A 24,716-nucleotide genomic window follows, 5' to 3' on the forward strand; every position below is an offset into this window, starting at 1 on the left:
AAGAGGCCGGTGGTGAACGGACTGTTATCTTCACCTTTTTCTATAGTGTAAACGCAAAGACCGGAATGATGCAAAACAATAACCTGATAAAAGAATTCAAGGTGGTGCGGTTCATGTCCCTTTCTTATGAAGAACGTAAAAAGAAGATTCTGGAAATTCTTGCGAAGGAGGAGAAGGTTCAGGTGCCGGCGCTTGCGGAGCTTTTGAATGTCTCGGGGGAAACGATCCGGCGCGATCTTGACCGGCTGGAGAAGGAAGGAAAGCTGAAGAAGGTGTACGGGGGAGCGGTAAAAGCCGGGTCCGATTCCTGGGAGCCGCCGTTCGATCTGAAAACGTCGATGAATGCCGAGGAGAAACGGGCGATCGGAAAGCTGGCGGCCTCGCTGGTCGAAGACGGGGACAGCATCATGCTCGGCAACGGGACGACGCCTTTGGAAATAATCCGGTTTCTCGGGAGCAAGAAGAACGTGACGCTTGTTACGCATTCTGCACCCGCGATGCTGCTTGCGATGGAGCAGTTTAAGGGAAGGATTATTTTTATCGGCGGCGAGGTTAATGTGGTCCAGAAATCGGCCAACGGGGCTCTGGCTGAATGGATGCTCGATCAACTGAAGGTGAACAAGGCGTTTATTTCCGCCGGCGGCGTCTCGGGCGTAGACGGGATTACCGATTATGATTTGCAGGAAGCGAACATTTCCAGAAAAATGATGGAACGGGCCGATGACGTCATCGTTCTGGCCGACCATACGAAGATGGGAAAAACGACTTTTGCGCATATTTGCGCTTTAAAAGACGTATCCATCATCATTTCCGACCGGTATTGTCCTGAAGAATGGAAGCGGACGCTGATGGAGAAGAACATCGAACTATGGATCGCCGGCCAGGAGGACACAGTTTGACTGTTGACGATAGAGGAGGAAGAAGGCGTCCCCACTGCATTTAAGCTCCGCCCGAGGCGGAGCTTTTTGAACCGGGGTCCGAAGTAAAGAACCTGAATCCGCCTCAAAGTAAAAGCCTCACTTAGTGGGGTTATTTTAAAGAGCAGGCGGCGTATCCGCAGAGATCGGCTGCTTGGGCAGCTTGCGGTAAGGCGGCAGCAGGATGAGCAGCAGCATAAGCAGGACGAACGCCAAAAAGTATGGCGACCATTTCTGATGCAATTGCCCGGCAAGGATGGGGCCCAGGAAGGAGCCGAGCGACATGGCGATGGATTGGAACGAAAACACGCTTCCCAGACGCTGTCCTCCGCTTAATTCGATAAACATGGACGATACGGCAGGAAAAATAACCCCCTTTGACATTCCCATAAGGAACAGGGAAGCTTCCATCGGAACCGTACCAGGCATCGTCAGCGCGAAAAAACAAAGGGCGAGAGCCAGAACGCCAATCAGTGCCCTTAAATAAGGCGAATAGCGGTGAAGAAACAGCATGCTCAGAGTAACCAGGGAACCGAGGCTCAGAATCGAAAAATAGATGCCTGTATGGAGTATGCCGTTCAATCCGCCGGCGTGCAAAGGCAGCTCGAAGAAGAGAATGCCCTGCGAGCACGCCACGCCAAACGGCAGCGCATAATAATATATGGGAATTTCGGGAAGTATCGACTTCGGGCCGGCTGCCGGGAGCGCCGGGGCTGATTGACGCTGCACGAAAGCGGCTTGTCCCCGCAGGGTGAACATAGCGATGATTCCCGCAGCAATGAGCACCCAGCCGAGGGATTGAAACGTCAGGGAAAAGCCGGCCATATTCACGAGAAACGCCCCGGCTGCAGGAGACAGCACCGATGCCAACGTATGGGTGACGCCATGGCCCGCCATCAGCTTGCCTTGGGTAACGGTATCCTTCGACAGGGAGGCCAGAAGAGCAAGGCAGGCCGGGGACAGAAACGCCAGCACAAACCCGCTGATCGAGCGGAGCCCAAGGAGCTGCCATGGCTCGGTAACGTGCGCCTGCAGCAGCAGGACAATACCTGCGGAGGTGAGGCTGAAGACGATATACCGCTTGCTCCCGTGCTTGTCGACCCCGTGTCCGGCGAGTAAATTTCCCGGCAAATGAGTGAGGGCGTAGATCCCCATCATCCAGCCGATAAAAGCGGGAGCCGCCCCGATCGACAGCGCAAAAGGCGTCAGAATCGGATACTGGGCATGCAGGTCGAAGAAGGCGATAAACATAAAGAAGTAAAGCCCGATGGCGATTTTCATAGGTCACCTCCTAAAAGTTTTGTGAAGCATAAGCTCCCTGAATATACGCCGCAACAAAACTTGCATCGGAAGCATAGGCTTGGTTTTGTGAAGCATAAGCTCCCTGAATATACGCCGCAACAAAACTTGCATCGGAAGCATAGGCTTGGTTTTGTGAAGCATAAGCTCCCTGAATACACGTCGCAGCAAAACTTTTGCCCGTCCATAAAATGGGCCATGCTCTACTTGTACGTTAATCGGAGGCGAGTTATGCCATTTTTGAAATAAGATCGGGAGATTCCTGGCAGGGCAGGGTTAAGCTGTCCCTGGATTTGGCGATCATGTATAATGGATAGTGCATTCGCACCAGGATGCCTGAAATCCGCTAATTTTGTTACGGGAGTGTTGTACGGATGGACTACCAAGTATGGATTGATTTTTTCAAGCAGAATTGGCTTATTATCGTCGTCGCGCTGGTCGCGCTGGTTCTTATTGCGAACCTGGTAAAAACCGTAGTCAAATGGGTATTTATTATTGCGATCGCTGCCTTTCTGATCGTATATAGCGGAATATCCCTGAACGATATCAGCAATGCGGTTTCGAAGGTTAAGAATGAGACGATAAGCACGATGAAGAACGAGGCGCTGAATCTGATGAAAAATGAAGCGAAGGACGCGAAATACGAGCAGGATAAGGACGGCTCTTTTACCATCATTACGCCGAACCTGGAAGTAACCGGCGAGGCTAACAGCGATAAGGTGAAAGTTTCCCTTCGCGGGGTATCCCTCGGGGAGTGGAGCCGCGGTGATGCGCTTGAGGCCTTCATAAAGGAAGCGCAGCATCACGGCAAAGATTGAGAACGATGCCGGTTTGCTTGCCGGGAAACTTTTCCGAAAGACTGAAGACGTAAAAGCGCCAAGGAAGGGGGAACCCGCATGACAGGGCTTCAACAATGGCAAGGCTATAATCTGATAAACATCTTATTGATCCTGGTTATTGCGGGATCTATTCTGCAGGGAATGCTGCGCGGCACTTCAAAATCGGCCGGAAGGCTGCTTTCGCTGCTAGGCGGAGGAATCATGACGGCGGTCAGCTTGGGGATTGCGATCCCGCTGACGGCGTTTTTGTCCCCGAAAGTACAGCAGTGGCTGACGGCCAGCGTCCAGATTCCAAATCGGGATCTTGGCAGGTGGGAACAGAGCCTGTACGCCCTGGCGGCCGCCATCCGTGATTTTCAACTGGCTCGTTATATTCTCGTCTTTTTCATATGCTACTGGGTTGTCCGGTTTTTACTCGGGCTTGTGACGATGATTCTGCCAGGAATGAGCTTGTTCAGTCTGGGAAGAAAAGAAATGCGCTCATCCTTGCTGAGCCGCTTGTTTGGTGCCTTGATCGGTGCCGTCATCGGCGCTTTCCGCGGGCTGGTGCTCATTGCGCTGCTGTTTGTCATCGTAACGATTTTTCCGGACAGCAGCTTCAGCAGGTATGTGGAAGCTTCCCCGGTATATCGTCAAGGAGCCGAGGTCATCATTGAGCCGTTATCCGGCAAATTGATCAAGGAGAAGCTCCCGGTTCTGACGCGCAATATGGAAGATGAACTGAACGGTATTTTTGAACGCAAGTATGAAATCATTGATGCCAACATTCCGAAAGACATCGATCAGGCGGCAGCGGAGATTGTCAAAGGTGCGGACAGCGACCGGGAGAAGGCGCGTCTTCTGTACCAGTGGATCGGAACGAGAATCCAGTATGATTACGATAAAGTGAAGGATTATGAAGAGAAGAACGAATGGCATGAGCAGACGCCCAAGATGACGTTTGATACCCGAAAAGGGGTGTGCATCGACTATGCCCGCCTGTATGCCGTAATGGCCCGTTCGCAGGGGCTGGATGTGAAGGTCATCACCGGACTTGGGTTTGACGGACAAGGCGGCTACGGGGCGCATGCCTGGAATGAGGTTTATGTAGACGAAAAGTGGATTCCTCTCGATTCCACCTGGGCGAAGAGCGGAAATTGGTTTGACCCTTCCGATTTCGCCAAAACCCATGTCCAGCAAAAAGTAATCGGATAAAACCTTGTAACGAAAGGATGCTTGAAATCAAGAATCCTTTCGTTTTTTTAATTTTTGCGGGGGGGAATTGTGTTAAAATATGACATAATAACTATTCGCTGCTTTTTGAATTCTGGACACGGGAGAAAAAAGGAATGAAGAAGAACAGTTACAGTGAAGATCCGCAGGCGCAGGAAGCATCGAGACAGCGGCATTTCAATATCCGGCTGAATATATTCTTTTTCAGTGCATTTGCTATTTTTACGGTTATTATCGTCAGGCTTGCGATCATCCAGTTTGTAGAAGGCCCTACGCTCACGGCCCAGGAAGGCAATCTTACGGTTAGGGACATTCCTCTTCCACCGACCCGGGGAACCATTTATGATGCAACGGGCGCAAAGCTGGCTTACTCTACCCCTGTTCAATCCTTATATATGACTTTAATGAAAGATTACAGCAAAGGGACAGGGGCCGAGAACCGGCCCGAAGCGCTTGCGCTTGCAGCCAAAATCGTCAAAGTGTTCGATAAATATGGCGATCCCAAAGGTGAAAAGCTTTCAGCCCAGGATGTGGTGACCGCCATGGACCTGGATTCCAGAATCAGCGGCGGTTACGCGCCAAGACGGCTCAAGGAGAATTTAAGCGATGAGGAAGTCGCTTATTTTTTGGAGCATAAGGACGCTTTTCCCGGGATCGATGTGGTGGAAGAAAGCATCCGCCATTATGACCGGAGCCGGGTAGCTGTGCAAACGATCGGTTATACAAAGAAGTTTAAGGGAGCTTCCTATAGTCTGCCTCTCTATGAGAAGCTGAGAGCGATGAAAGCCCAGGATCCTTCCCTGCAGTACACGGATACCGAGGATGTCGGCTATGACGGGCTGGAGTATCAGTACCAGAAGGAGCTGCGTGGCCGCAACGGCTTCAAAAGCGTTCCTATCAATGCGCAGAATATGGTCAGCGGGCTGGCCGAAATCACGCCTCCGGAGAAAGGGAACGACCTGCATCTGACGATTAACAAAAACGTTCAGCTCCGGACGCAGCGGGCGATTACGGATCAGTTGAAGTGGCTTCATACCCATCCGGTCAGCGGCAAGCTCCATCCCAACGCCCAAACGGGCTATGCGGTGGCGATCGAAGTGAATACGGGCCATGTGATCGCCATGGCCAGCATGCCCGATTACGATCCGAATACGCTGGATGGCTGGAATATTGAAAATTACCAGAACGGCACCATTACGCCTTACAGCTCGGGGCGGTCCGGTCATAACCTGGAATCGGTCGTACTTCTGGGTTCCACGATCAAGCCGTTGTCCGTGCTGCTCGGCCTCAATGAAGAACTGTTCACGACGACGACCTCCTACCAGGATCGCGGGATTGCTACCTTCGGTAAAGACGGGTCGAGCGTCAGAAACTCGCAAGGCCATGTATATGGATATCTGAGAACCCCGGCGGATGCGATCCGGCATTCCTCCAACGTGTTTATGGTCGATATGATCGGCAAGAGAATGTACAGCAAATACGGAGCGGACGGAATTGCCGAATGGGATAAGTACATGAAGGAATTTGGGCTCGGGGTCTCGACGGGAATTGACCTTCCCAAGGAATATCTGGGAACGCTGGAGTACAAGAACGAAGCGGAGACGGCGCTGTCCCGTCTGGTTTATGCCTCATGGGGCCAGCAGGGCAAATATACGACAATGCAGCTGGCGCAGTACGCTGCGATGCTGGCCAACCGGGGCAAGCGGATGGAGCCCCATCTTGTCAGCAAAATTACGGACGCAAACGGCAAGGTGGTGAAGACGTTCAAGCCCAAAGTGCTGAACCAGGTTAAGTTTAAATCCAGATACTGGAACGAAGTGATAAAAGGAATGGCCACCAACGTCAGTTCATTTGACGGTTTTCCTTATGATTTTGCCCGTAAGACAGGGACCTCCACGCAGGATGTCTACATGAACGGACAAAGAATTCAAACGGACAACGGGGTGTTCATCGCCTTTGCTCCCCGGGAAAATCCGAAGCTGGCGGTAGCTGTCGTCATTCCTGAAGGCGGATTTGGCTCTGAAAGCGCGGCTCCGGTAGCCCGGAAGATTTTTGACGCATATGACGAGGAATATGGCCTTGACGGCATACCGAAGAAAAACTTGAACATGGCTCAGGAAGCGCAGCCAACTGAATAAAGGTTATCCTGGCAGGGAAATTCGCAGACAGGATCAGCCTTATGCTAGAATAGAGATGCAGCATCAAGATTATAGAAGGTAGGGTTAGAGAACAGAGCATGAAGAAAGTTTATCAGGACGACCAGGAGAAGCAGCAAGCTGCGCGCCAACGCCATTTTAATATTCGCCTGAATGTGTTCTTTTTCAGCGCTTTTATTATTTTTACCGTGATTATCGTTCGTCTCGCCATTCTTCAGTTTGTGGACGGCCCAAGCCTGCAGGCTCAAGAAAGCAGTCTTACGGTGAAAAAGGTGCCGCTTACGCCAATACGAGGCAGTATTTATGATGCGTCAGGGGCCAGACTGGCCTATTCCACCCCCGTTCAATCCTTGTACATTACTCTTCTGAAGGATTACAGCACCGCTACCGGGTCCAAAAACCGGCCGGAGGCGCTGGAGCTTGCCAAGAAGATTGTAAAAGTATTCGATACTTACGGCGACCCTGTAGCCGGTAAAATGACGGCAGACGGGGTCGTTGAAGCGATGGATCTTGATTCCAGGCAGAGCGGCGGCTTTGCGCCCCGTAGGTTGAAGGTGGGGCTGAGCGACAAGGAAGTCGCTTATTTCATGGAACACAAGGCTGATTTTCCAGGTGTTGACGTCGTTGAGGAAAGCGTCCGGAACTACGACAAGGATACTGTTGCGGTTCAAACTATCGGGTACATCAGGAAATTCAAAGGGGCTTCTACCAGCCTTGATAAATACAAACAGCTTCGAAGCACGAATTCTGACGATCCGGGATTGCAGTATACCGATATTGAGGATGTCGGATTTGACGGCCTGGAATACCAATACCAGGATGAGCTGCGGGGCAAGAACGGATACAAAACGATTCCGGTTGATCCGCGCAATATGGCCGACGGTATAGCCGAAATTACGCCGCCTGAGAAAGGGGACGACCTGCACCTGAATATTAACAAGAATATTCAGCTCAAGACGGAGCAGGCGATCATCGACCAGTTGGATTGGCTGCATAATCACCCGGTCAGCGGCAAATATCATCCGAATGCCCAGACAGGCTTTGCCGTAGCGATGGAGGTAAATACGGGGAAAGTCGTCGCGATGGCCAGCATGCCGGATTACGATCCGAATGTATGGCGAACCGGAAGCATTACGCCTTCCGCCTATGAGGCGATTCAGAACGTATATCAGAACGGAACGATCCGCTCTTTCTCATCAGGCCAGAAGGGCGTGCACCCGGAATCGGTTGTGCTGATGGGTTCCACCGTCAAACCGCTTTCGGTCATGATTGGCCTTAACGAAGGCTTGTTTACGACGAGTACTCCGTACAACGATACAGGCGTAGCCTACTTCGGGAAGAATGACTCCTCCAGGGTCCGCAACTCGCAAGGCCATGCCTACGGATATTTAAACACGCCGGCAGAGGCCATCCGCGAATCCTCGAATACCTTTATGGTGGACATGATCGGAGAGCGCCTATGGCGAAAATCCGGCAGCGATGGCATTACACTGTGGGACAAATACATGAAGGACTTTGGGCTCGGAGTGCTTACCGGAGTCGATCTGCCGGACGAGTACAAAGGATACCGCGAATACGTCAACGAGAAAGAAACGTCCCTGTCCCGGCTCGCTTACGCTTCCTTCGGACAGCAGGGGAAATATACGACTATGCAGCTTGCCCAATATGCGGGGATGCTGGCGACGCGCGGCAAGCGAATGGAGCCGCAACTGGTAGACAAAATTACGGATTTCGAGGGCAAAGTAGTCAAGCAGTTTAAACCGAAAGTTCTGAATCAGGTTCATTTCAAGAGCGGCTACTGGGATGAAATTCTGAAGGGGATGGCTACGGACGTCCGTGAAGCTTTCAAAGGTTTTCCTTATGATTTCGCCCGCAAAACAGGAACATCCACGCAGACGATTTACGGCAACGGTAAAAAGGTAGACGTGGATAACGGCGTATTTATCGCCTTTGCGCCGCGGGAGAATCCGAAGCTGGCTGTTGCGGTCGTTATACCGGAAGGCGGCTTCGGCGCATACAGTGCGGCACCGGTTGCACGCAAAATTTTTGACGCCTATGATTATGAATACGGCTTGGACGGAGTGCCGAAGAAAACGCTGGAAGCGGCGAACAAGGCGGCCGAAGACGCCGGAACTTCGAACAACCATTGATCGGGCTGCGGACAGGCAGCAATCCCTGGAATACCGAGGGCTGTCCCAGGAGCAGTTTTATTACTGCTTGAAGGGGCAGCCCTTCTTTTGTACATGGCAGGGACGAATTTTGCAAGCGGGTCGATCTATCCCTGCTCAAGTGGAGCAGACAGGCTGGAACGGTATTTCAGAGGATGCATCCCCGTAGCTTTTTTGAATACAGTGCTAAAATAATGGGGATTCTCATACCCGACCCTTTTGGCAATTTCCATCACCTTGAAATCCGTAGACTCCAGCAGCCGTTTAGCCTGGTCAATGCGAATCCTCGTGATATAGTCGGTGATCGTCTCCCCGGTGCCCTGCTTGAAGATCAGGCTGATATAGTTCGGGGTCAGGAACACCTTCTCGGCAATTTTGGTCACGGTGAGATTCTGGTCGTAGGCTTCCCGAATAATCTCCTTGATTCGGCCGATCGTCCTGCTGTTTTTGGTCGAATTTTTGCCCGCCAGATACTCGGCCAGATCGGAGAACATGACGACCATATAGTCCTTAAGCGCTCTAATGCTCTGCTTCTTGTACAGCTCATCCATGATCGTAATCCGGTCGTTCAGGACCCGTTCGATGTTCTCGTCGACTTCATAAAGAGTTCTGGCGGAGGTGAAGATAATCTCGGCGCAAATGCTTTGCACGTAATCAATCTGCAGCTTGGGACGCGCCAGATGGTCGAACAATTCGTCCAGCAGGTCAAGGACCTTCCCGGTGTTTCCGATCTTGAGGGCAGACATGAATCCGGCATGAAATTTGTAAAAATAGGCGCTCTGCAGCGTTTCCGTCTCGGGCTGAAGTTCGTTAATGTACAGGATGGAGCCCGGGCCCGTGTAGAATTTGTGCGTCAAAGCGGTGAGGGCGTCTTTATAGGAATCTTCAATCCGGGTGAGACTGGGGACGCTCTTGCCTATGCCGATGGAGACCGACAGCTTCAAATAACGGTTTATGCCGGAAACGACCTGCTCGCAAAGCCGGTTATAGGTTTCGGGAAAAAGACTTTCCGCCGATCGGAATAGGAGAATAAATTCATTCTCCCTGGCGGTAAAGCTGATGCCGGCCTGGCACGCAGACATCAGTTCCTCTATAATATTTTGAATGGAAAAATAAAGCAGTTGCTTCGATTCCTCGGAAAATTTGTTCAGCGCCGTCCGGTAATCGTCGAGCTGCAGTACCCCAACGGTGAAGACGTCGTCCTGCCGGACCGGAATGCGGAAATACTCGACCTTCGGCCAGATCTCCTGTTCGTTGCGGTAAAATCCGGAAAGCATATTTTGCAGAAATTTGTCCCGAATGAGCGGGGTGTTCTCCTCAAGCTGCTGCCTCAGCTGCTCCAGATTCATCCGGCTTTGTCTCTCCTGATGGATTTCATCAACAACCTTGCGGAACACCTGGCGCACTTCCTCCAGCTTGACAGGCTTCAGAATATATCCCTCGGCATTCACCTCAAGCGCGGTTCTGGCATAGGCGAAGTCCTGGGCTCCGCTGATTATAATAATTTTGGCCGGACTGTTGTCCGCCTTCAGCTTCTCCGCAACCTCCAAACCGTCCATGAGCGGCATCATAATATCGGTGAACAGGATATCCGGCTGATGGACAAGACACATTTCGTAGGCCTCCAGTCCGTCGGACGCTTCTGCTACAATTTCGATGCCAAACTCCTCATCCCACCTAAAAACATTTTTCAAACCGTTCCTGACAAAGGGCTCATCATCGGCCAATATCATTTTGATCATCTTCGGTCACCTCTTCCCATGTGGTCACAATCGGACAACGGATCACGGCAGCAAGCCCCCGCTTGTCTTCGTAATTGGCATAATACCGGATTCCGAACTCCTCCCCGAAAAACTGCTGAATTCGCATATGAACGTTGCGGATCCCGTAAGCTTTGCTCTCTTGCTCCGGCTTCATCCGCAGCAGTTCGTTTAACCGTTCAGGATCGTCGCCTGCGCCATCGTCAAATACGGATATGCTCAGTATTTCATGCTTTTTTTCGGCCCGGATCCGGATTCTCCCTTTCCCCCGTCTCTTCTGGATCCCGTGAATGATGGCATTCTCCACCAGGGGCTGGAGGCTCAGCTTCACGATCAGGCAGCTCTCCAGCAGTTCGGGGTCCACCTCTTCCAGCTCATATTCCAGCTTGTCATGAAACCGGAAGCGCTGGATTTCCAGATAGCTCTCCACTTGTCTGAGCTCATCCCGGAGCGGGATGATATTCTTACCCTTGCTTAGACTGTACCTGAAAAAATCCGAAAGCGAGGTGACCATGCTGCTGATTTCCGGAATATTGTGCGAAATGGCGATCCAGTTGATCGAGTCCAGCGTGTTGTACAGAAAATGCGGATTGATCTGGGCCTGCAGCGATTTCAGCTCGGCTTCTTTCTTCCTCAGCTCCGTAACATACAGCTTGTCAATCAGCTCCTTGACCTGCTGAAGCATATAGTTGTAGCGGTTGAACAAAATGGAAAATTCATCTTTGCGTTTATACAATATTTTTATGCTAAAGTTGCCCGATTCGAGATGAGACATGGAACGAATGAATTTGCGGATCGGCGCCGAAATATTTTCGGAGAGCAGCAGAGCCATCATGAAAGAGAGCAGCATGCAAAGGCCGATCGCGATGTACATCACACGCTGAAAGGACTGCAGTTCTCCGCTCAGCTCACGTACAGGGGAGAGGGAGATCACGGTCCAGCCGAAGGACTCCAGATTCTTATAGGTGACAAGGGTGTCCTTGCCTTGAATCCGGTCACGGAACGATTGGAAGGAAAGGGCAGCAGGCTTGCTGTTTATCTGCCGGTAAAAATCCAGCGTGTTAGCGTTCTTGCCAATGAAGGAAGTGTCCGGACTGATCGCAATATTGCCGTACTGATCCACAATATAGATCATACTGTTCGGCGTGGACTTGTAATGCTCCACAATGGGCATGAAGTCGCTTACCGGTATATCCACCGTCATCAGTCCCACGTACGGGAGCTGGGCGTGCCTGATGCCAAACAGCCGTTTGGCGAACTTGAGGGTGTAACGGGAATCCAGGGAGCTTAGGCCGACTACGGTAAAATCGGATTTTGCCGGAATGTCCCGGTACCATGGCTTAAGGGAGATCAGGTCGAGATTGAAAACTCTCCGGGAGAAATTAAACTGGGTATATTCAGGCCGGTTCAGCATATACAGCATCGGAGCGAACCGGGTCCCCGTGCTTCCGCCGGCCGGAAAGCTCTCCAGCAGTTTATTCAGTGCCGTCAGCTCGTTGATCATTCCGGTGCTGTCCTCGGCGCGGTCCGATGAGATGAGATCGGCGAATTCCGAATTTAAATAGAGCGACGTCATCGCATCGTTGGCATTGTTAAACTTTTGCATGAGATTATCGCGGATCAGGTTCAGGTTATTTTCGATAGAGGTGTTCATATTGCGGGTGATGATATGGGCGGATCTATTGTAGATGGTGATCGAAATAATGGCGGTAGGAAGCAGCACCAGGAATAAAAAATAGAGGATAAGCCTGCTCCTGATGCTGAAGATGTACAAAAAAAGCGTTTGGGAAAGAGTATCAAAGATTTTTTTCACTTGAAACTCTCCTTTAGTCAGGCCCCTGCGTATATTTTGGCAAACGCTTACATGAAAGTATTGCCGTAAATCTGGTGTTTATTGTAAGCTCATTTCATTGGGAATGTCAACATATGTAAATGACAGAGGAGGTGAAAGGATGAAGCGTTCATTGGTATGGATTCTGTTGCTGGCAAGTTGCGCCGTATCGGTTATCGCCTTTTGGAACCGGCTGTCCTTGGTCCGCTTGGGGAGCGAGGGCCCGCCCCCTGAGGAACCAAAGACCGAGATCAGGGTGGCCCTGTATGATTGGACGCAAAATTTGGAGGTCCGTAATGCTGTTGAGAGCTATAACGAGACAAATACCGATCAGATCGAGATCGTGATGATGGACATCCCGTCCGATGCCTATAACGACACGCTCAATATGCTGATGACTTCCGGAAAAGCCCCTGACGTCTTTGGAGTCGATCCTGCGTGGCTTCCTGCTTATGTAAATAAAAATTATTTGCTCAACCTTACGCCCAGCCTGGATCGGTCCTTTCTGGAACGATTTCCGTCCTGGGCGGTGGAGATGGCGAAGAAGCCGCTGTTCAAAGGAGGCATTTATTTCCTGACCTCCGGCGTTGAGACGGTAAGGCTGATTTACAATAAAAACCTGTTTCGCCAGGCCGGGCTTGACCCGGAAAAGCCGCCAGCCACTTTTGAGGAGATGGAGCTGGCAGCAAGGCGTATCGCCGCTGCGGGAATCGGCGTCAAGAAATACGGATTTGCTTTGCCGGCCGGCGACAGCCAGCACAGCTTTCAGATTGATCTGGAAGCATCGAGTACCTTCAGCGGCATCACCCTGTACAATTTTCGAACAGGCCAATACGATCTGAGCGGTTATAAGCCTTGGCTGAACATGGTGAGCAGGATGAAGGCGGAGGGCAGCTTGTACCCCGGTGAATCTTTACTCAATCGGGACATGGCCCTGCGGCAGTTTGCCGACGGAAACATTGGCATGATGTATGTGACGAGCGGGGATTACGTCAAGCTGCAGCAATATGAGCCGAAGGAGGAGTGGGCGGCCGTGATGCCTCCTGCTGCCCGGAAGGAGAGGGGAGCGGGGGCATTAATGATGCTGCCCCAGTCCCAGCTTGTAGTCAACGCCTCCGCTCAGAACGCGGAGAAGGCGGTGAAGGTGTGGAAATTCCTTCACTCAGCCGCATTCCAATCCGTACTTTTCAGGCAGGCGCTCATATTTCCGGTGATTGACCGCACCCGGGAATCTTCCGAGCTGGCGCCCGGCTTCTCCCGCTTCAAGGAATTCTATCCGACCGAAGCGGATGCGGTCTATCCGCTGTTTCCGCAAATTATGGACCAGTACGATCCGAATACCGTGGCGACGGGCCCAAGGAACTCGGGAGACCGGCCGAGGATGCAGCTGTACCTGAAGATCATCACCGGAGAGAAGCCGCCTGATCAGGCTCTGCAAGAGGAGACAGACAGGCTGAACGAGCTGCTCGCTATCGCGACGACAGGCAACTCCTTCAAGCGGGAGGATTACATCATTCCCGGGTTTGACCCGCTGCATCCGTTGTCTAAGCTGTCTCAATAAAATGAGCGCCTCCCTGCAAGGGCAGCTTGCGGGGAGATGCCTTGTTTCACGGCTAGCAAAGCTAGCTAGACTCAACTTGCTGGTGTGAGTCCGGTCAAGGAAAGAGCTAAGTCGTTTCATAAAATAGCAGGTAGTAACTTGAGAAGGAAAAGAGAGAGTCAAGCCGGTCAGGTAGAATTATTTTCAAAATGAGGTAAATTATGATTAGGATCTTTTTGGCATGTACATCGCTTATTTCCTCAGTAATTATTCTTTGTACCGGCTTTATAATGTCAGGGCTTAGTTCAGTATATAACTCCGGCACTGTTAATACAGGTGCATTCAGGCACAATTTATTTAATGTTAATTCATCATGGTTTGTTGTGCCTATCATATTGGTAATTATTGCTATAATTTTATTATACTCTGCGAAAAACCTTAAAAATTAAAATTCTACTAGATATCTGACATTAAAGATTCCCTAAGTCTGTCGACGATTCTCATAGGTTCTTTGCTGATTTCATCCATGAAGGTTTCACTGCAGCCCGTATTTCTTCAACAGAAGCCACATTGTAGATCACTGATTTTTTCAACCAAGCCCAAAGCCCTTCAACGATGTTAAGTTCTGGGCTATACGGGAGGTAGAAATACGAGTTCTAAGCGTTCAGAGTGTGGTTGAATCAGCCCAGCATTATCTTTATTGCCTGTATATATATTGCTTGAGATAAAAGACTTCTCCCCAAATTGTGTGGTCTGAAGAAAAACGGGGTAATCGGGTGGGATCAGAATATGGCTTATGGGGGTATAACATCTTCACCACCGGCACGGTCGACGACAAATACCGCTTCTTGAACGATTCACCCCGTCAAACTGAAGGTCATTATGCGTAGGCAGTAACACTCAATATAAATCAAGAGTCATAAATATCTAATTTTACTGAGTTATAAAATAATAATTGCTAATAATACACAAATATATTATATTACTATAATAACATATTTTAGGAGGTAGATATGCAAAATACATATAATTTTATTTTTTTTCATATGTAGAATGTCGTGTAATTTGATCATGTTTTTGTGAGTATTGCGTTTTAACATCCTAATCGAAATTGGAGGTATTTTGAAATGAAAAAGTTAAAGTTTGTTAGTTCGCTTCTACTGATTACTGCTATTTTTTTTCCTGTCTTAGTTAGTGCAGAATCTTTAAATCCACAAGAAGCTATTCAACAAGAAACAAAAAAAATAGCAGATGCTTATGAAATTGGTGAAAAACTCAGCGAAAAAGATTTGAAGATAATTCTAAATAATGTGTATAGTGTAAAAAAATAGTCGAAATTCGTCGGATTTTTCTATTCAATCACTTCAGACAGATAATTGGAGTATTTTTGGTATGGCAAGAAGTAGCAACAATCTTGTTGAAGGTGACGTTTATGGTGACGTCACAGTTGACGTAGGATTTACATCGGTTTCTGTAACTGGAAATTTGGACACAACTACTGTTAGAGGAACAGTTACTGGAGCGAAAGCAAATTTTAGATTTGTAGCTTATGGTCTTCTCTCTACTGAATCACCATATGTAGGCAAAGTCGCTGATTGGACTCAATCAGCTACAGGTAAAACATCAGCATCAGTTGGGATATCAAAAACAACTTATGCTTCAGTATCAATGTATGAATTATTTCCAGAAGGCTCATTAACGTACTCAAGTGGAACACTTAATATTACTGGTACGCCAACAAAACAATAATCTCTAACTTAAGAGACTATGTCAGAAAAAACTTCAAAATTTTCTGACATAGTCTCTGTATTAATTAGGGGGATAAATTTGAGAAAAATTTCATTATTCATCATTCTAATAACTATATCGTTAATAGTCTCTTCTTGTGAGTATTCACGCAAAAATGTAAATATTAGCAAATTAGACAAAATCTATCAGGACATTTATTATGAAAATGATTATGAAGCTGGCTTTATAAATTCTACTACTAAGAAAAATGATATTATGTTAACATATCGTTCTTTTCTGATAAATGATTATTTTGGTGATCAATTTAAAATAAATAGAGATAAACTAAAGATAGTAGTATATTCTAGATTATTAGATATGACCGATATTAGTAAAATTAATAGAGGATTATCTAATGAAAAAGAAACGATCGACTTAGCCAATGAATTACAAATTAATCTTGAAAATAATTTAAAAACAAAAATAATAAGAACTCTTGAACAATATTTGATAAAAGAATCTGAAAAAGTTCCAAAGAATGATCCCAATGCCATTAATAACAATCAACAATATAAAACACAAATTCATTATAATTTCTTATATATAGCTAATAAATTTGATCTAGAAATTTCACAATCAACTATAAAGCTAATCATCAAAAACCTTTCCTCAGTTGAAAATGATTTGTCTGATATTGATAAGAAAAGCATCAAAGCTTTATATTATATATTTATGGTGAAATATTACTTAAATATTCCAATAAATAGAAATGAGATAATAGAAAAATTGCAAGATTTAAAAATGTCTGATGGTGGTTATAGATTTTTACCTATAGAAGATCAAAAGAAAATAAATTTATATACTACTGGAAGCAATGGTGAAAGTAGTGATATTTTTTCAACAAGATTAGCAAATGAAATATTATTTCATCTTAATTATCATTCAGAAGGAGATATTGAAAAAACAGTTCATTTTCTAATTCAAGCCATTAATAATATTAATTACTTGAATGATGATTATTTATACATCAACAATATGTATGAGGTTGTTTATTTATCCAAAATAATTGGATATAATCAATTTGTGGAAATAAATACTACAGGGAGATGATGGAATTTTGGCTTTTGTTTGGCCTAATTTTTTTATTGCACTGGCGATTCTCTTTTTAATTGTTCTGATTATAATATTTTTAATTAAAAAAAATTCCAAACCAAAATGAATGAATCCCCATTTCTTTATTATGGTTAAGTCTATCACATCTATATAATTAACTTGATTGCATGTATTTTATATACGACGTCAGGCTAAGTGCGACGACAGTTCACCCATGAAAGCTTCGTGAGCAGTTTTCCAACTTAGACATTTACGAGGGCGATGGTTAATGAGACGGATGGCTTCAGCTAATTCTTCGTCAGTGACCTGGGCGAAGTCATGGCCTTTAGGGAGGAATTCCCGAAGAAGACCGTTCCCATTTTCGTTAGAGCCTCGTTGCCAGGAGGAATAAGGGTCTGCAAAGTAAACCTTTAGGTTATGGAAGTTCTCCAGGTTTGCATAACAAGCAAACTCTTTTCCACGATCTACGGTCACCGTTTGAAAGGTGTCTTGAGGATATTGGCTTGCAACGACACCAAAAGCGACCTCCATCGTATAGGCGGTGCGATCCGGCATTTTCAATGCCATGTAGTGACGTGTCTTGCGCTCAATAAACGTGGCTACACAGGCTTTACTCTTGCCTCTGCTAGAGACAACGGTATCCAGTTCCCAATGACCGAAGGCTTCACGTTTGCGAACCTCCTTAGGACGCTTGCTAATGGGGGTACCTACCATGAAACGACCTCGTGTTTCTACTGGTTTCTGTCGCTTACCTTTATGACGCAATACCTGGACATCGCCAGCGTGACCAAGTCTGACGTAGCTTCTCGTTCAGTTCGTTTGCAAGTTCCGTAGTGAACTTGCCAGCAGGAACACGGGATGCCCTGCGATTATAGTAAGCTTCTTGAGCCGACTGTGCTTCATACGTTTGCTCCAAGCTTCCTCGCTTGATTTCACGGGCGATCGTAGAATGATGTCTACCTAGCTCACGACCGATTTGGTGCGTTGTCCAGCCAAGGCGATGTAAAGTTTCTAGTTTACTGCGTTCAATGATGCTAAGATGGGAGTAGCTCATGTTGGGTTCTCCTGTTCAATGGTTAGTGTGGTAACTTCCATTTTACACGAATCCATACATGGGCGTTTTCTTTTTTTATCTGTTGCACTTCATATTACAATCTGTCGAAAAAAAAGCTTCCTCGCCCCCATAAAGGTGGTTTGGAAGCTTTATTTAATGGTTCTAAGGGACTACACCACGTTCACTATGCGGGAACCCCGGTTCGATCGTGCCGTCGGCCAGTTCGCCGTCGATGTCGGATCGGCGGAGCCGGTCATAAAGTCGACGTGCGTCAATTTTAAACTTTCTATTGCCGTTTGCCCGATATCCTGATAATATAAAAGAGCGTGATTTTGGAAAGCTAATATTCAATATAACTTTCGAGTCTTTCCAAGCAGATAATTTTGACCACTTCCTTAAAGAAGTTAAGGCCATACGGACAGCCGGGTCAAATGCCGATTGGCAACTTTTGTTGCCTTATTGATTGAGTTAAAAGCTCAAATTTTATAAGTTGGTTACTTTACAACCGGTGCATATGCACATCAACTTGTGAAACGGTCAATAAGAGTGGTAAAGGCGATTATTTGCTATATAGACTCTGAACCTAACATGATATATTTGAGTATTGAGAGACTTTCCATAAAAGCGTTACATAAAAGCGGAAGTTTTTATGGCCGAATGACGATGACATTAGGTGTTCGTCCAGTCATTATTGGAGCTTTCTTAATATCGATGTATATCAAAAGCAAGTGATGCGCAGGTAATGCGTCTGTTCACTTGCTTTTTTTGTGTGCGTATGGATTTGAAAATTTATTCGGTAAGGAGACAGGAAAAATGGGAAAAGCACTGATCATCGGATGCGGCGGCGTTGCGGCTGTGGCCATCCATAAATGTGTCCAAAACAGCGAGGTTTTTGAGGAAATTTGCATTGCCAGCCGCACGAAATCGAAATGCGACGCGCTGAAGGCCAAGCTGGATGGAGGCAAAACAAAAATCACGACCGCCCAAGTGGACGCCAACCATGTCGACGAACTGATCGCTCTGATCGAAGAGGTAAAACCGGACATCGTTATGAATCTGGCTTTGCCGTATCAGGATTTGACGATTATGGACGCTTGCCTGGCGACGAAAACGAACTACCTGGATACCGCCAACTACGAGCCGGAAGATACGGCGAAATTCGAATACAAATGGCAGTGGGAATATCGCGAGCGTTTTGAAAAAGCCGGCATTACGGCGCTTTTGGGGAGCGGCTTTGACCCTGGCGTGACCGGCGTATTTTCCGCTTATGCGCTGAAGCACCATTTTGACGAAATCGAGTACATCGATATTCTGGACTGCAACGCCGGGGATCACGGCTACCCTTTTGCGACGAATTTCAATCCTGAAATCAACATCCGCGAGGTTTCCGCAAAGGGCAGTTACTGGGAGAACGGGGAATGGATCGAGACCGAACCGATGGAGATCAAACGGGTCTACAACTTCCCGGAAATCGGCGAAAAAGATATGTATTTGTTGCACCATGAAGAGATCGAATCCCTTGCCTTAAATATTCCCGGCGTGAAGCGAATCCGTTTCTTCATGACTTTCGGCCAAAGTTATTTAACGCATCTGAAATGCCTTGAAAATGTGGGCATGACCTCGATTGAGCCGATTGAATACGAAGGGAAACAAATTATTCCGCTGCAGTTCCTGAAAGCGATGCTGCCCGACCCTTCATCTCTCGGTCCGCGCACCAAGGGGAAAACGAACATCGGCTGCATTTTTAAAGGCAAAAAAGACGGCAAAGACAAGTTGTACTATGTATACAATGTTTGCGACCACGAAGAATGCTACCAAGAAGTAGGCTCTCAGGCCGTTGCTTATACAACGGGCGTGCCTGCCATGATCGGCGCCATGATGCTGATGACGGGCAAATGGAATAAGCCGGGCGTCTACAACATTGAAGAATTCGATCCGGATCCGTTCATGGACGCGCTGAACCAATGGGGACTGCCGTGGAAAGAAAGCTTCAATCCCGAACTGGTAGACGCCTATCCTGAGAAGGGGACGTCGCCGGAGCTTTTGGAAACGGGGCTCACCAGATAAGATGCGCTTGGAGGAACTGCCTACACCTTGTTATGTAGTGGATGAAGAGCTTCTTGAGAAAAACCTCAAGATCCTGAGCGGAGTCATGGAACGTACCGGCTCGAAGATTATTTTGGCGCAAAAAGCTTTTTCGATGTCGAGAATGTATCCGCTGATCGGGAAGTATTTGAGCGGTACGGCGGCCAGCGGATTGTATGAGGCACGGCTGGGCTATGAGGAGATGGGAAAAGAAAACCACGTCTTTGCCCCGGCCTACCGGGAAGATCAAATGGAGGAAATTATCTCGCTATGCGATCATATTATTTTCAATTCTTTTTCGCAGGTGGAGAAATATCGGGATAGAGTTATAAAGGCAGGCAAAAGAATCGGTCTTCGCATCAATCCGGAATGCTCTACGCAAGTGGGGCACGATATATACAACCCTTGTGCGACAGGCTCCCGGTTTGGCGTTACGATCGGGCATTTTCGCCCTGAATTGCTGGATGGGGTCTCCGGGCTGCATTTCCATACGCTTTGTCAGCAGAACTCGGATGATTTGGCAACCACTTTGGATGCGGTTGAGGAGAAATTCGGACCTTGGCTGTCCCAAATGGAATGGATTAACTTCGGCGGAGGCCACCACATTACAAGAGAGGATTACGATATCCCCTTGTTGGAGGACTGCATCAAGCGCATGCAGGACAAATACCGTTTGCAGGTTTATCTTGAGCCTGGGGAAGCCGTTGCTTTGAATGCCGGCTATCTGATCACGACGGTACTTGATACCCTGCATAACGGGATGGATATCGCGATTCTTGACGCTTCGGCATCCTGTCACATGCCCGACGTGCTCGAAATGCCATATCGTCCGCCCTTGTTTGGCTCAGGGGAACCGGGCGAGAAGCCTTATACGTACCGGCTTGGCGGACCCACTTGCTTGTCGGGAGACAATATCGGGGACTATTCGTTTGACCGGCCGCTGCAGAGCGGCGACCGGCTCGTCTTTGGCGACATGGCGATTTACTCGATGGTCAAGAACACGACGTTTAACGGAATGCCGCTTCCCGCGATCGCCGTCAAGGGCAAAGATGGCGATTGCCAAATCGCGCGTGAATTCGGATATGACGATTTCAAGATGAGATTAGCTTAAGGAAGCATAAGAACCAGACCCTTCTCCAATGAGAGGTCTGGTTCTTTTCATATATGAAGATGATCCCGGAAACCAATGCCCATTTCCTCCCCTGCACTCACGCGTTTGGGTTAGCACACACCGGTTTTTCCTAATTTAAATAACTCCGTAGGATATCGAACTTTTATTATAGATGAGCTTATTTAGCTTAAACCGGCCGTCAGCTACACTTAAGGCGTAGAACGCTATACGGCAAAGTTTGAATCAGGCGCATAGCAGATCAATCAGGAGGTGGAGCTGTGATTACGGAAACTAAAAAGGCCCGTGTTTCGGCCGCTGCGGGAGCAGCCTTAAAGCTAAAAAGGAACAAGTCTTCCGCGTTCAAGCATTTGATCAAACACAGGGTGCTGCTGCTGATGCTGTTGCCCGGCGTGGTCTTCCTGCTCGTCAATAACTACCTGCCGATGTTTGGCATTGTCATTGCTTTCAAAAATATCAACTATACCGACGGAATTCTGGGGAGCCCCTGGGTAGGCTTTACTAATTTTAATTTCCTGTTTGCCACCGAGGATGCCTGGATTATTACCCGGAACACGGTGCTGTACAATTTGGTTTTTATTACCCTCAATCTGGTGATTGCCGTCGCGGTCGCGATCGGGCTGAGCGAGCTGAAGAGCAAGCTCGCGGCCAAATTCTATCAGAGCATTATGTTCTTTCCTTATTTCCTGTCCATGGTGGTCGTCAGCTACCTCGTCTTTGGTTTTCTGAATGTTGAATACGGTTTCATTAACAAAGGCGTGCTGGCCCTGTTCGGCATGAACGAGGTGGAATGGTATTCGGAGCCGAAATATTGGCCCCTTATCCTGCCGTTGATCAACATCTGGAAGGGCGTCGGCTACAGCTGCGTCATTTATTTGGCCGCGATCATCGGAATCGACTCGGAATATTATGAAGCGGCTTTAATCGACGGAGCCAGCAAATGGAACCAGATCATCCATATCACGGTTCCGCTCATTCGTCCGGTCATGATTATTACGACGATTTTAGCTATTGGGGGCATTTTCCGTTCCGATTTCGGGCTGTTCTATCAGACGACGCTGAATTCCGGCGCTCTTTATCCGACTACCCTTGTTATAGACACTTATGTGTACAACGCATTGATCAATATGGGGAATCTCGGCATGTCAGCCGCTGCGGGCCTGTATCAGGCCGTTGTCGGATTTTTCCTCGTCATTGGCGCTAACTGGATCGTGCGCAGAATCGATAAGGACCAAGCGGTTTTCTAAGGAGGGAAGGGATATCCATGAGCAACGAAATATCCAGGACTAGCAACGCGATCCTGAATGTTATTTTTATCCTGATCTGCACTGCCTGCGTGTTGCCGATTGTGCTGGTGTTTATGATTTCCATTACGGATTACGACTCGATCGTCAAACACGGATATCAATTTATCCCCGATCATCTGAGTCTGGAGGCTTATGCTTATATTTTCAAGGACTATGGCGTCATTGTAAAAGCATACGGAATTTCCATCCTGGTAACGGTTTCCGGAACGCTGCTCAGCGTGCTCATTACCGCGCTTTATGCCTATCCGCTTTCAAGAACCGATTTCAGGTACCGGAACATGTTTGCATTCTTCATTTTTTTCACCATGCTGTTCGGGGGAGGCCTTGTTCCCTGGTATATCGTTTATACGCAAATTTTGGATTTGAAAAATACGATTTGGGCGCTTATCTTCCCTATGCTTTTGTCTCCGTTTAATGTGCTGATTATGAAGACCTACTTTCAAATGACGGTACCTACCGCCTTGATCGAAGCCGCCAAAATCGACGGAGCCGGTGAAATCCGGATTTTCTGCAGAATCATCTTTCCGCTGTCCCTGCCGGTTTTTGCGACAATAGGCCTCTTCAATACGCTGCATTACTGGAACGATTGGTTTCACAGCATGATTTTTATAACCGATACGAAATTGTACTCCTTGCAGTATTTGATGTACAAAATGATTTCCCAGGCCGACTATTTGAGCCGGAACAGCGCCCTGATCCAGGGGTCGGCAACCGAGCTGGCCAAACTTCCGGGAGAGACGATCCGCATGGCCATGGCTTTGATTGGAATCGGGCCGATCGTTCTGGCCTACCCTTTCTTCCAGCGTTTCTTCATCAAAGGGCTGACACTCGGCTCCATTAAAGGCTAATCCCGGATTTATCCGGTTAGCATATATGTTCTATCATCATGAAAAAGGAGGCTACAATCATGACAGTAAGGAGATTCATGGGGGGCATGCTTACTCTTATGCTGGCGGTGGCCATTGTACTCAGCGGCTGCTCCGGTTCAAAGAAAGGAGGTGGCAGCGCCGCTCCCGAGTCCGGAGGCGATGACAGCAGCAAGCTGGAGACAGTGGAGCTGTCCATGTACATTCCCGGGGGGCCGGACACAGACGTGGAGTCCGTAGAGAAAGAGATCAATGCCTATTTGAAGGATAAAATCAACGCCACCATCAAAATTCATCAGCTCAGCTGGGATAAGCCGGCGGATAAAGCCAATCTGATGATTCAATCCGGCGAGGTTTTCGATCTGATCTATACCTGGGATTTTATGCTGAACGCAACTAAAGGCGCGTATAAGCCGCTCGAGGATTTGCTGGATCAATACGGCAAGGAAACCAAAGCCCAGATTAACCCGGCCTATTTGGAGGCTGCGACGGTGAACGGGCATCTGTACGCGATTCCGACGGAGAAGGAGCTGGGGCAGTCAGCCGGTTTTGCCTTTGATAAAGCGGTCGTGGATAAGTACAAATTCGATATCGACAGCATCAAGAAGGTTGAAGATCTGGAGCCCATGCTGAAAACGATCAAGGACAACGAGCCAGGAATGTCTCCGTTTTTCATGAATCATACCGACAGCTTGCACTGGTTCACGGTTTACCCGAACGGTGAGGATGTGGACGGCAGCAACGATGTTCCGACCATGCTCGATTATGACACGATGAAGGTTTTTAATGAGTACGATACGCCTGAAATGCTTGCGCGGATGCAGCTGATCCACAAATGGTATGAAGCCGGCTACATCAACAAAAACGCAGCTACGGACAAAACCGAGCTCAAGGATGCCGTCAAGACCGGGAAGGCGTGGTTTACCTATGGCAACATGAACCCTACTTCGACGAATGACTGGACCAAGCTTGCGGGACGGCCGATGATGATCAAGACGCTGCTTCCCGTCAAGGTAACGACCAAAAGCCTTCAAGGCTCAATGATGGCGATTTCCCGAACATCCAAAAATCCGGAACGCGCCATGATGTTCATTAATCTCATTCACACGGATCCGGTTCTTTATAATATGCTGACCTTCGGCATCGAAGGGAAACACTACAAAAAGCTGGATAACGGTACTGTCGAATTTATTCCTGATAGCGGTTACAATTCAGTTTCGCCCTGGATGGTCGGCAATGTGCTCCTCAGCTACGTTAATAAGGATGAGGATCCCAGACGCGTACAGCTTTACAAAGACTGGAACGAAAATTCGGTGAAATCTCCGCTGCTGGGCTTTGTGTTTGACTCGTCCAAAGTGCAGACACAGATCGGAGCGCTCGTCAATATTACGAAGCAATACAAGAATACGCTGTACTCGGGGCAGAAGGATCCGGAGCCTTTATTGAAAGAAATGAACGGCAAGCTGAAGGCTGCCGGGATTGACGCCGTGATCCAGGAAGTTCAGTCCCAGGTGGATGCGTTCCTGGCCTCCAAGAAATAAGCCTGTTTCCGGTAAATCCGGCGGAGTCAGCCTCCTCCACCCTCTCGCCCGCCGGGATCCTTGCCGAATAAAGAGATCATCGTTTATACCATGGAGAAGAGATCATATTCCGAATAGAACAAAAGGTAGCCTATTCGAAGCAAGTTTTGTTGGGGTGCTAATCCGAGAAGC

17 protein-coding genes and 2 pseudogenes are annotated in these 24,716 nt (G+C 48.1%); 14 read left to right on the top strand and 5 right to left on the bottom strand.

Annotated features, from left to right (window positions below; all coding sequences use genetic code 11):
* Positions 1-113 precede the first annotated feature (113 nt).
* The gene (locus K7397_RS08980) at positions 114-899 is read left to right on the top strand and encodes a DeoR/GlpR family DNA-binding transcription regulator (RefSeq protein ID WP_223067608.1); all 786 of its coding nucleotides are present in this window, start codon (positions 114-116) and stop codon (positions 897-899) included.
* Between the two features lie 135 nt (positions 900-1,034).
* On the opposite strand, the gene K7397_RS08985 is transcribed toward K7397_RS08980, so the two are convergent.
* Complete coding sequence (locus K7397_RS08985; RefSeq protein WP_223067609.1) at positions 1,035-2,198, bottom strand: MFS transporter; 1,164 nt, start codon at positions 2,196-2,198, stop codon at positions 1,035-1,037.
* Between the two features lie 392 nt (positions 2,199-2,590).
* Here K7397_RS08985 and K7397_RS08990 point away from each other — a divergent pair, with 392 nt between their 5' ends.
* From K7397_RS08990 to K7397_RS09005, 4 genes are all read left to right on the top strand, one after another.
* The gene (locus tag K7397_RS08990; protein ID WP_223067610.1) at positions 2,591-3,034 is read left to right on the top strand and encodes a hypothetical protein; all 444 of its coding nucleotides are present in this window, start codon (positions 2,591-2,593) and stop codon (positions 3,032-3,034) included.
* A 78-nt stretch (positions 3,035-3,112) separates the two neighbouring features.
* Complete coding sequence (locus tag K7397_RS08995) at positions 3,113-4,249, top strand: transglutaminase domain-containing protein (RefSeq protein WP_223067611.1); 1,137 nt, start codon at positions 3,113-3,115, stop codon at positions 4,247-4,249.
* Between the two features lie 134 nt (positions 4,250-4,383).
* The gene (locus K7397_RS09000) at positions 4,384-6,405 is read left to right on the top strand and encodes a peptidoglycan D,D-transpeptidase FtsI family protein (protein WP_223067612.1); all 2,022 of its coding nucleotides are present in this window, start codon (positions 4,384-4,386) and stop codon (positions 6,403-6,405) included.
* Between the two features lie 98 nt (positions 6,406-6,503).
* Positions 6,504-8,573 (top strand): peptidoglycan D,D-transpeptidase FtsI family protein, encoded by a 2,070-nt coding sequence (locus K7397_RS09005; RefSeq protein ID WP_223067613.1) that lies wholly within the window; start codon positions 6,504-6,506, stop codon positions 8,571-8,573.
* A gap of 125 nt (positions 8,574-8,698) precedes the next feature.
* Here K7397_RS09005 and K7397_RS09010 read toward each other — a convergent pair whose 3' ends face one another.
* Together K7397_RS09010 and K7397_RS09015 are read right to left on the bottom strand one after the other, a co-directional pair.
* A complete protein-coding gene (locus tag K7397_RS09010; protein WP_223067614.1) occupies positions 8,699-10,333 on the bottom strand; it encodes a response regulator in 1,635 nt (544 codons plus the stop codon).
* Positions 10,308-12,164: a sensor histidine kinase gene (locus K7397_RS09015; RefSeq protein WP_223067615.1), complete on the bottom strand. Its 1,857-nt coding sequence runs from the start codon at positions 12,162-12,164 to the stop codon at positions 10,308-10,310. Before K7397_RS09015 ends, K7397_RS09010 begins: the two co-directional genes overlap by 26 nt.
* A 139-nt stretch (positions 12,165-12,303) precedes the next feature.
* On the opposite strand from K7397_RS09015, the gene K7397_RS09020 reads away from it, so the two are divergent.
* On the top strand, positions 12,304-13,743 hold the full coding sequence (locus tag K7397_RS09020) for an ABC transporter substrate-binding protein (protein WP_223067616.1): 1,440 nt from the start codon (positions 12,304-12,306) through the stop codon (positions 13,741-13,743).
* A gap of 435 nt (positions 13,744-14,178) precedes the next feature.
* Here the strand turns inward: K7397_RS09020 and K7397_RS21465 are convergent.
* Positions 14,179-14,415, bottom strand: a pseudogene (locus tag K7397_RS21465) (transposase); the annotation flags it as partial.
* Positions 14,416-14,849: 434 nt separating this feature from the next.
* Between K7397_RS21465 and K7397_RS09025 the strand changes: the two are divergent.
* The 3 genes from K7397_RS09025 to K7397_RS09035 all read left to right on the top strand — a co-directional run bounded on the left by K7397_RS09025 (position 14,850) and on the right by K7397_RS09035 (position 16,560).
* Positions 14,850-15,053, top strand: a complete 204-nt coding sequence (locus K7397_RS09025) for a hypothetical protein (protein WP_223067617.1) — start codon at positions 14,850-14,852, stop codon at positions 15,051-15,053.
* Positions 15,054-15,114: 61 nt separating this feature from the next.
* Positions 15,115-15,471 (top strand): hypothetical protein, encoded by a 357-nt coding sequence (locus K7397_RS09030; protein WP_223067618.1) that lies wholly within the window; start codon positions 15,115-15,117, stop codon positions 15,469-15,471.
* Between the two features lie 78 nt (positions 15,472-15,549).
* Positions 15,550-16,560 (top strand): hypothetical protein, encoded by a 1,011-nt coding sequence (locus tag K7397_RS09035; protein ID WP_223067619.1) that lies wholly within the window; start codon positions 15,550-15,552, stop codon positions 16,558-16,560.
* 189 nt (positions 16,561-16,749) lie between these two features.
* Here the strand turns inward: K7397_RS09035 and K7397_RS09040 are convergent.
* A pseudogene (locus K7397_RS09040) lies at positions 16,750-17,617 on the bottom strand (IS30 family transposase).
* Positions 17,618-18,430: 813 nt separating this feature from the next.
* Between K7397_RS09040 and K7397_RS09045 the strand changes: the two are divergent.
* From K7397_RS09045 to K7397_RS09065, 5 genes are all read left to right on the top strand, one after another.
* Complete coding sequence (locus K7397_RS09045) at positions 18,431-19,684, top strand: saccharopine dehydrogenase family protein (protein ID WP_223067620.1); 1,254 nt, start codon at positions 18,431-18,433, stop codon at positions 19,682-19,684.
* A gap of 1 nt (position 19,685) precedes the next feature.
* Entirely contained in the window at positions 19,686-20,813 is a 1,128-nt protein-coding gene (gene nspC, locus K7397_RS09050; protein ID WP_223067621.1) for a carboxynorspermidine decarboxylase, read from the top strand.
* Between the two features lie 278 nt (positions 20,814-21,091).
* The gene (locus K7397_RS09055; RefSeq protein WP_420488766.1) at positions 21,092-22,078 is read left to right on the top strand and encodes an ABC transporter permease; all 987 of its coding nucleotides are present in this window, start codon (positions 21,092-21,094) and stop codon (positions 22,076-22,078) included.
* Between the two features lie 17 nt (positions 22,079-22,095).
* Positions 22,096-22,986, top strand: coding sequence for a carbohydrate ABC transporter permease (locus tag K7397_RS09060; RefSeq protein WP_223067622.1), 891 nt, complete (start codon positions 22,096-22,098; stop codon positions 22,984-22,986).
* A gap of 59 nt (positions 22,987-23,045) precedes the next feature.
* Complete coding sequence (locus tag K7397_RS09065) at positions 23,046-24,545, top strand: ABC transporter substrate-binding protein (protein WP_223067623.1); 1,500 nt, start codon at positions 23,046-23,048, stop codon at positions 24,543-24,545.
* Positions 24,546-24,716 lie beyond the last annotated feature (171 nt).

Origin of the sequence: Paenibacillus caui (genome assembly GCF_019904135.1) — a bacterium.
GTDB classification, from domain to species: Bacteria; Bacillota; Bacilli; order Paenibacillales; family Paenibacillaceae; genus Fontibacillus; species Fontibacillus caui.

What these genes read in the sequence shown, in the direction of transcription:
- K7397_RS09020 (WP_223067616.1), top strand. Translation starts at nt 12,304, where the DNA reads ATGAAGCGTTCATTGGTATGGATTCTGTTGCTGGCAAGTTGCGCCGTA.
- nspC (WP_223067621.1), top strand. Translation starts at nt 19,686, where the DNA reads ATGCGCTTGGAGGAACTGCCTACACCTTGTTATGTAGTGGATGAAGAG.
- K7397_RS09000 (WP_223067612.1), top strand. Translation starts at nt 4,384, where the DNA reads ATGAAGAAGAACAGTTACAGTGAAGATCCGCAGGCGCAGGAAGCATCG.
- K7397_RS08995 (WP_223067611.1), top strand. Translation starts at nt 3,113, where the DNA reads ATGACAGGGCTTCAACAATGGCAAGGCTATAATCTGATAAACATCTTA.
- K7397_RS08990 (WP_223067610.1), top strand. Translation starts at nt 2,591, where the DNA reads ATGGACTACCAAGTATGGATTGATTTTTTCAAGCAGAATTGGCTTATT.
- K7397_RS09060 (WP_223067622.1), top strand. Translation starts at nt 22,096, where the DNA reads ATGAGCAACGAAATATCCAGGACTAGCAACGCGATCCTGAATGTTATT.
- K7397_RS09010 (WP_223067614.1), bottom strand. Translation starts at nt 10,333, where the DNA reads ATGATCAAAATGATATTGGCCGATGATGAGCCCTTTGTCAGGAACGGT.
- K7397_RS09065 (WP_223067623.1), top strand. Translation starts at nt 23,046, where the DNA reads ATGACAGTAAGGAGATTCATGGGGGGCATGCTTACTCTTATGCTGGCG.
- K7397_RS09030 (WP_223067618.1), top strand. Translation starts at nt 15,115, where the DNA reads ATGGCAAGAAGTAGCAACAATCTTGTTGAAGGTGACGTTTATGGTGAC.
- K7397_RS09005 (WP_223067613.1), top strand. Translation starts at nt 6,504, where the DNA reads ATGAAGAAAGTTTATCAGGACGACCAGGAGAAGCAGCAAGCTGCGCGC.
- K7397_RS08985 (WP_223067609.1), bottom strand. Translation starts at nt 2,198, where the DNA reads ATGAAAATCGCCATCGGGCTTTACTTCTTTATGTTTATCGCCTTCTTC.
- K7397_RS08980 (WP_223067608.1), top strand. Translation starts at nt 114, where the DNA reads ATGTCCCTTTCTTATGAAGAACGTAAAAAGAAGATTCTGGAAATTCTT.
- K7397_RS09025 (WP_223067617.1), top strand. Translation starts at nt 14,850, where the DNA reads ATGAAAAAGTTAAAGTTTGTTAGTTCGCTTCTACTGATTACTGCTATT.
- K7397_RS09045 (WP_223067620.1), top strand. Translation starts at nt 18,431, where the DNA reads ATGGGAAAAGCACTGATCATCGGATGCGGCGGCGTTGCGGCTGTGGCC.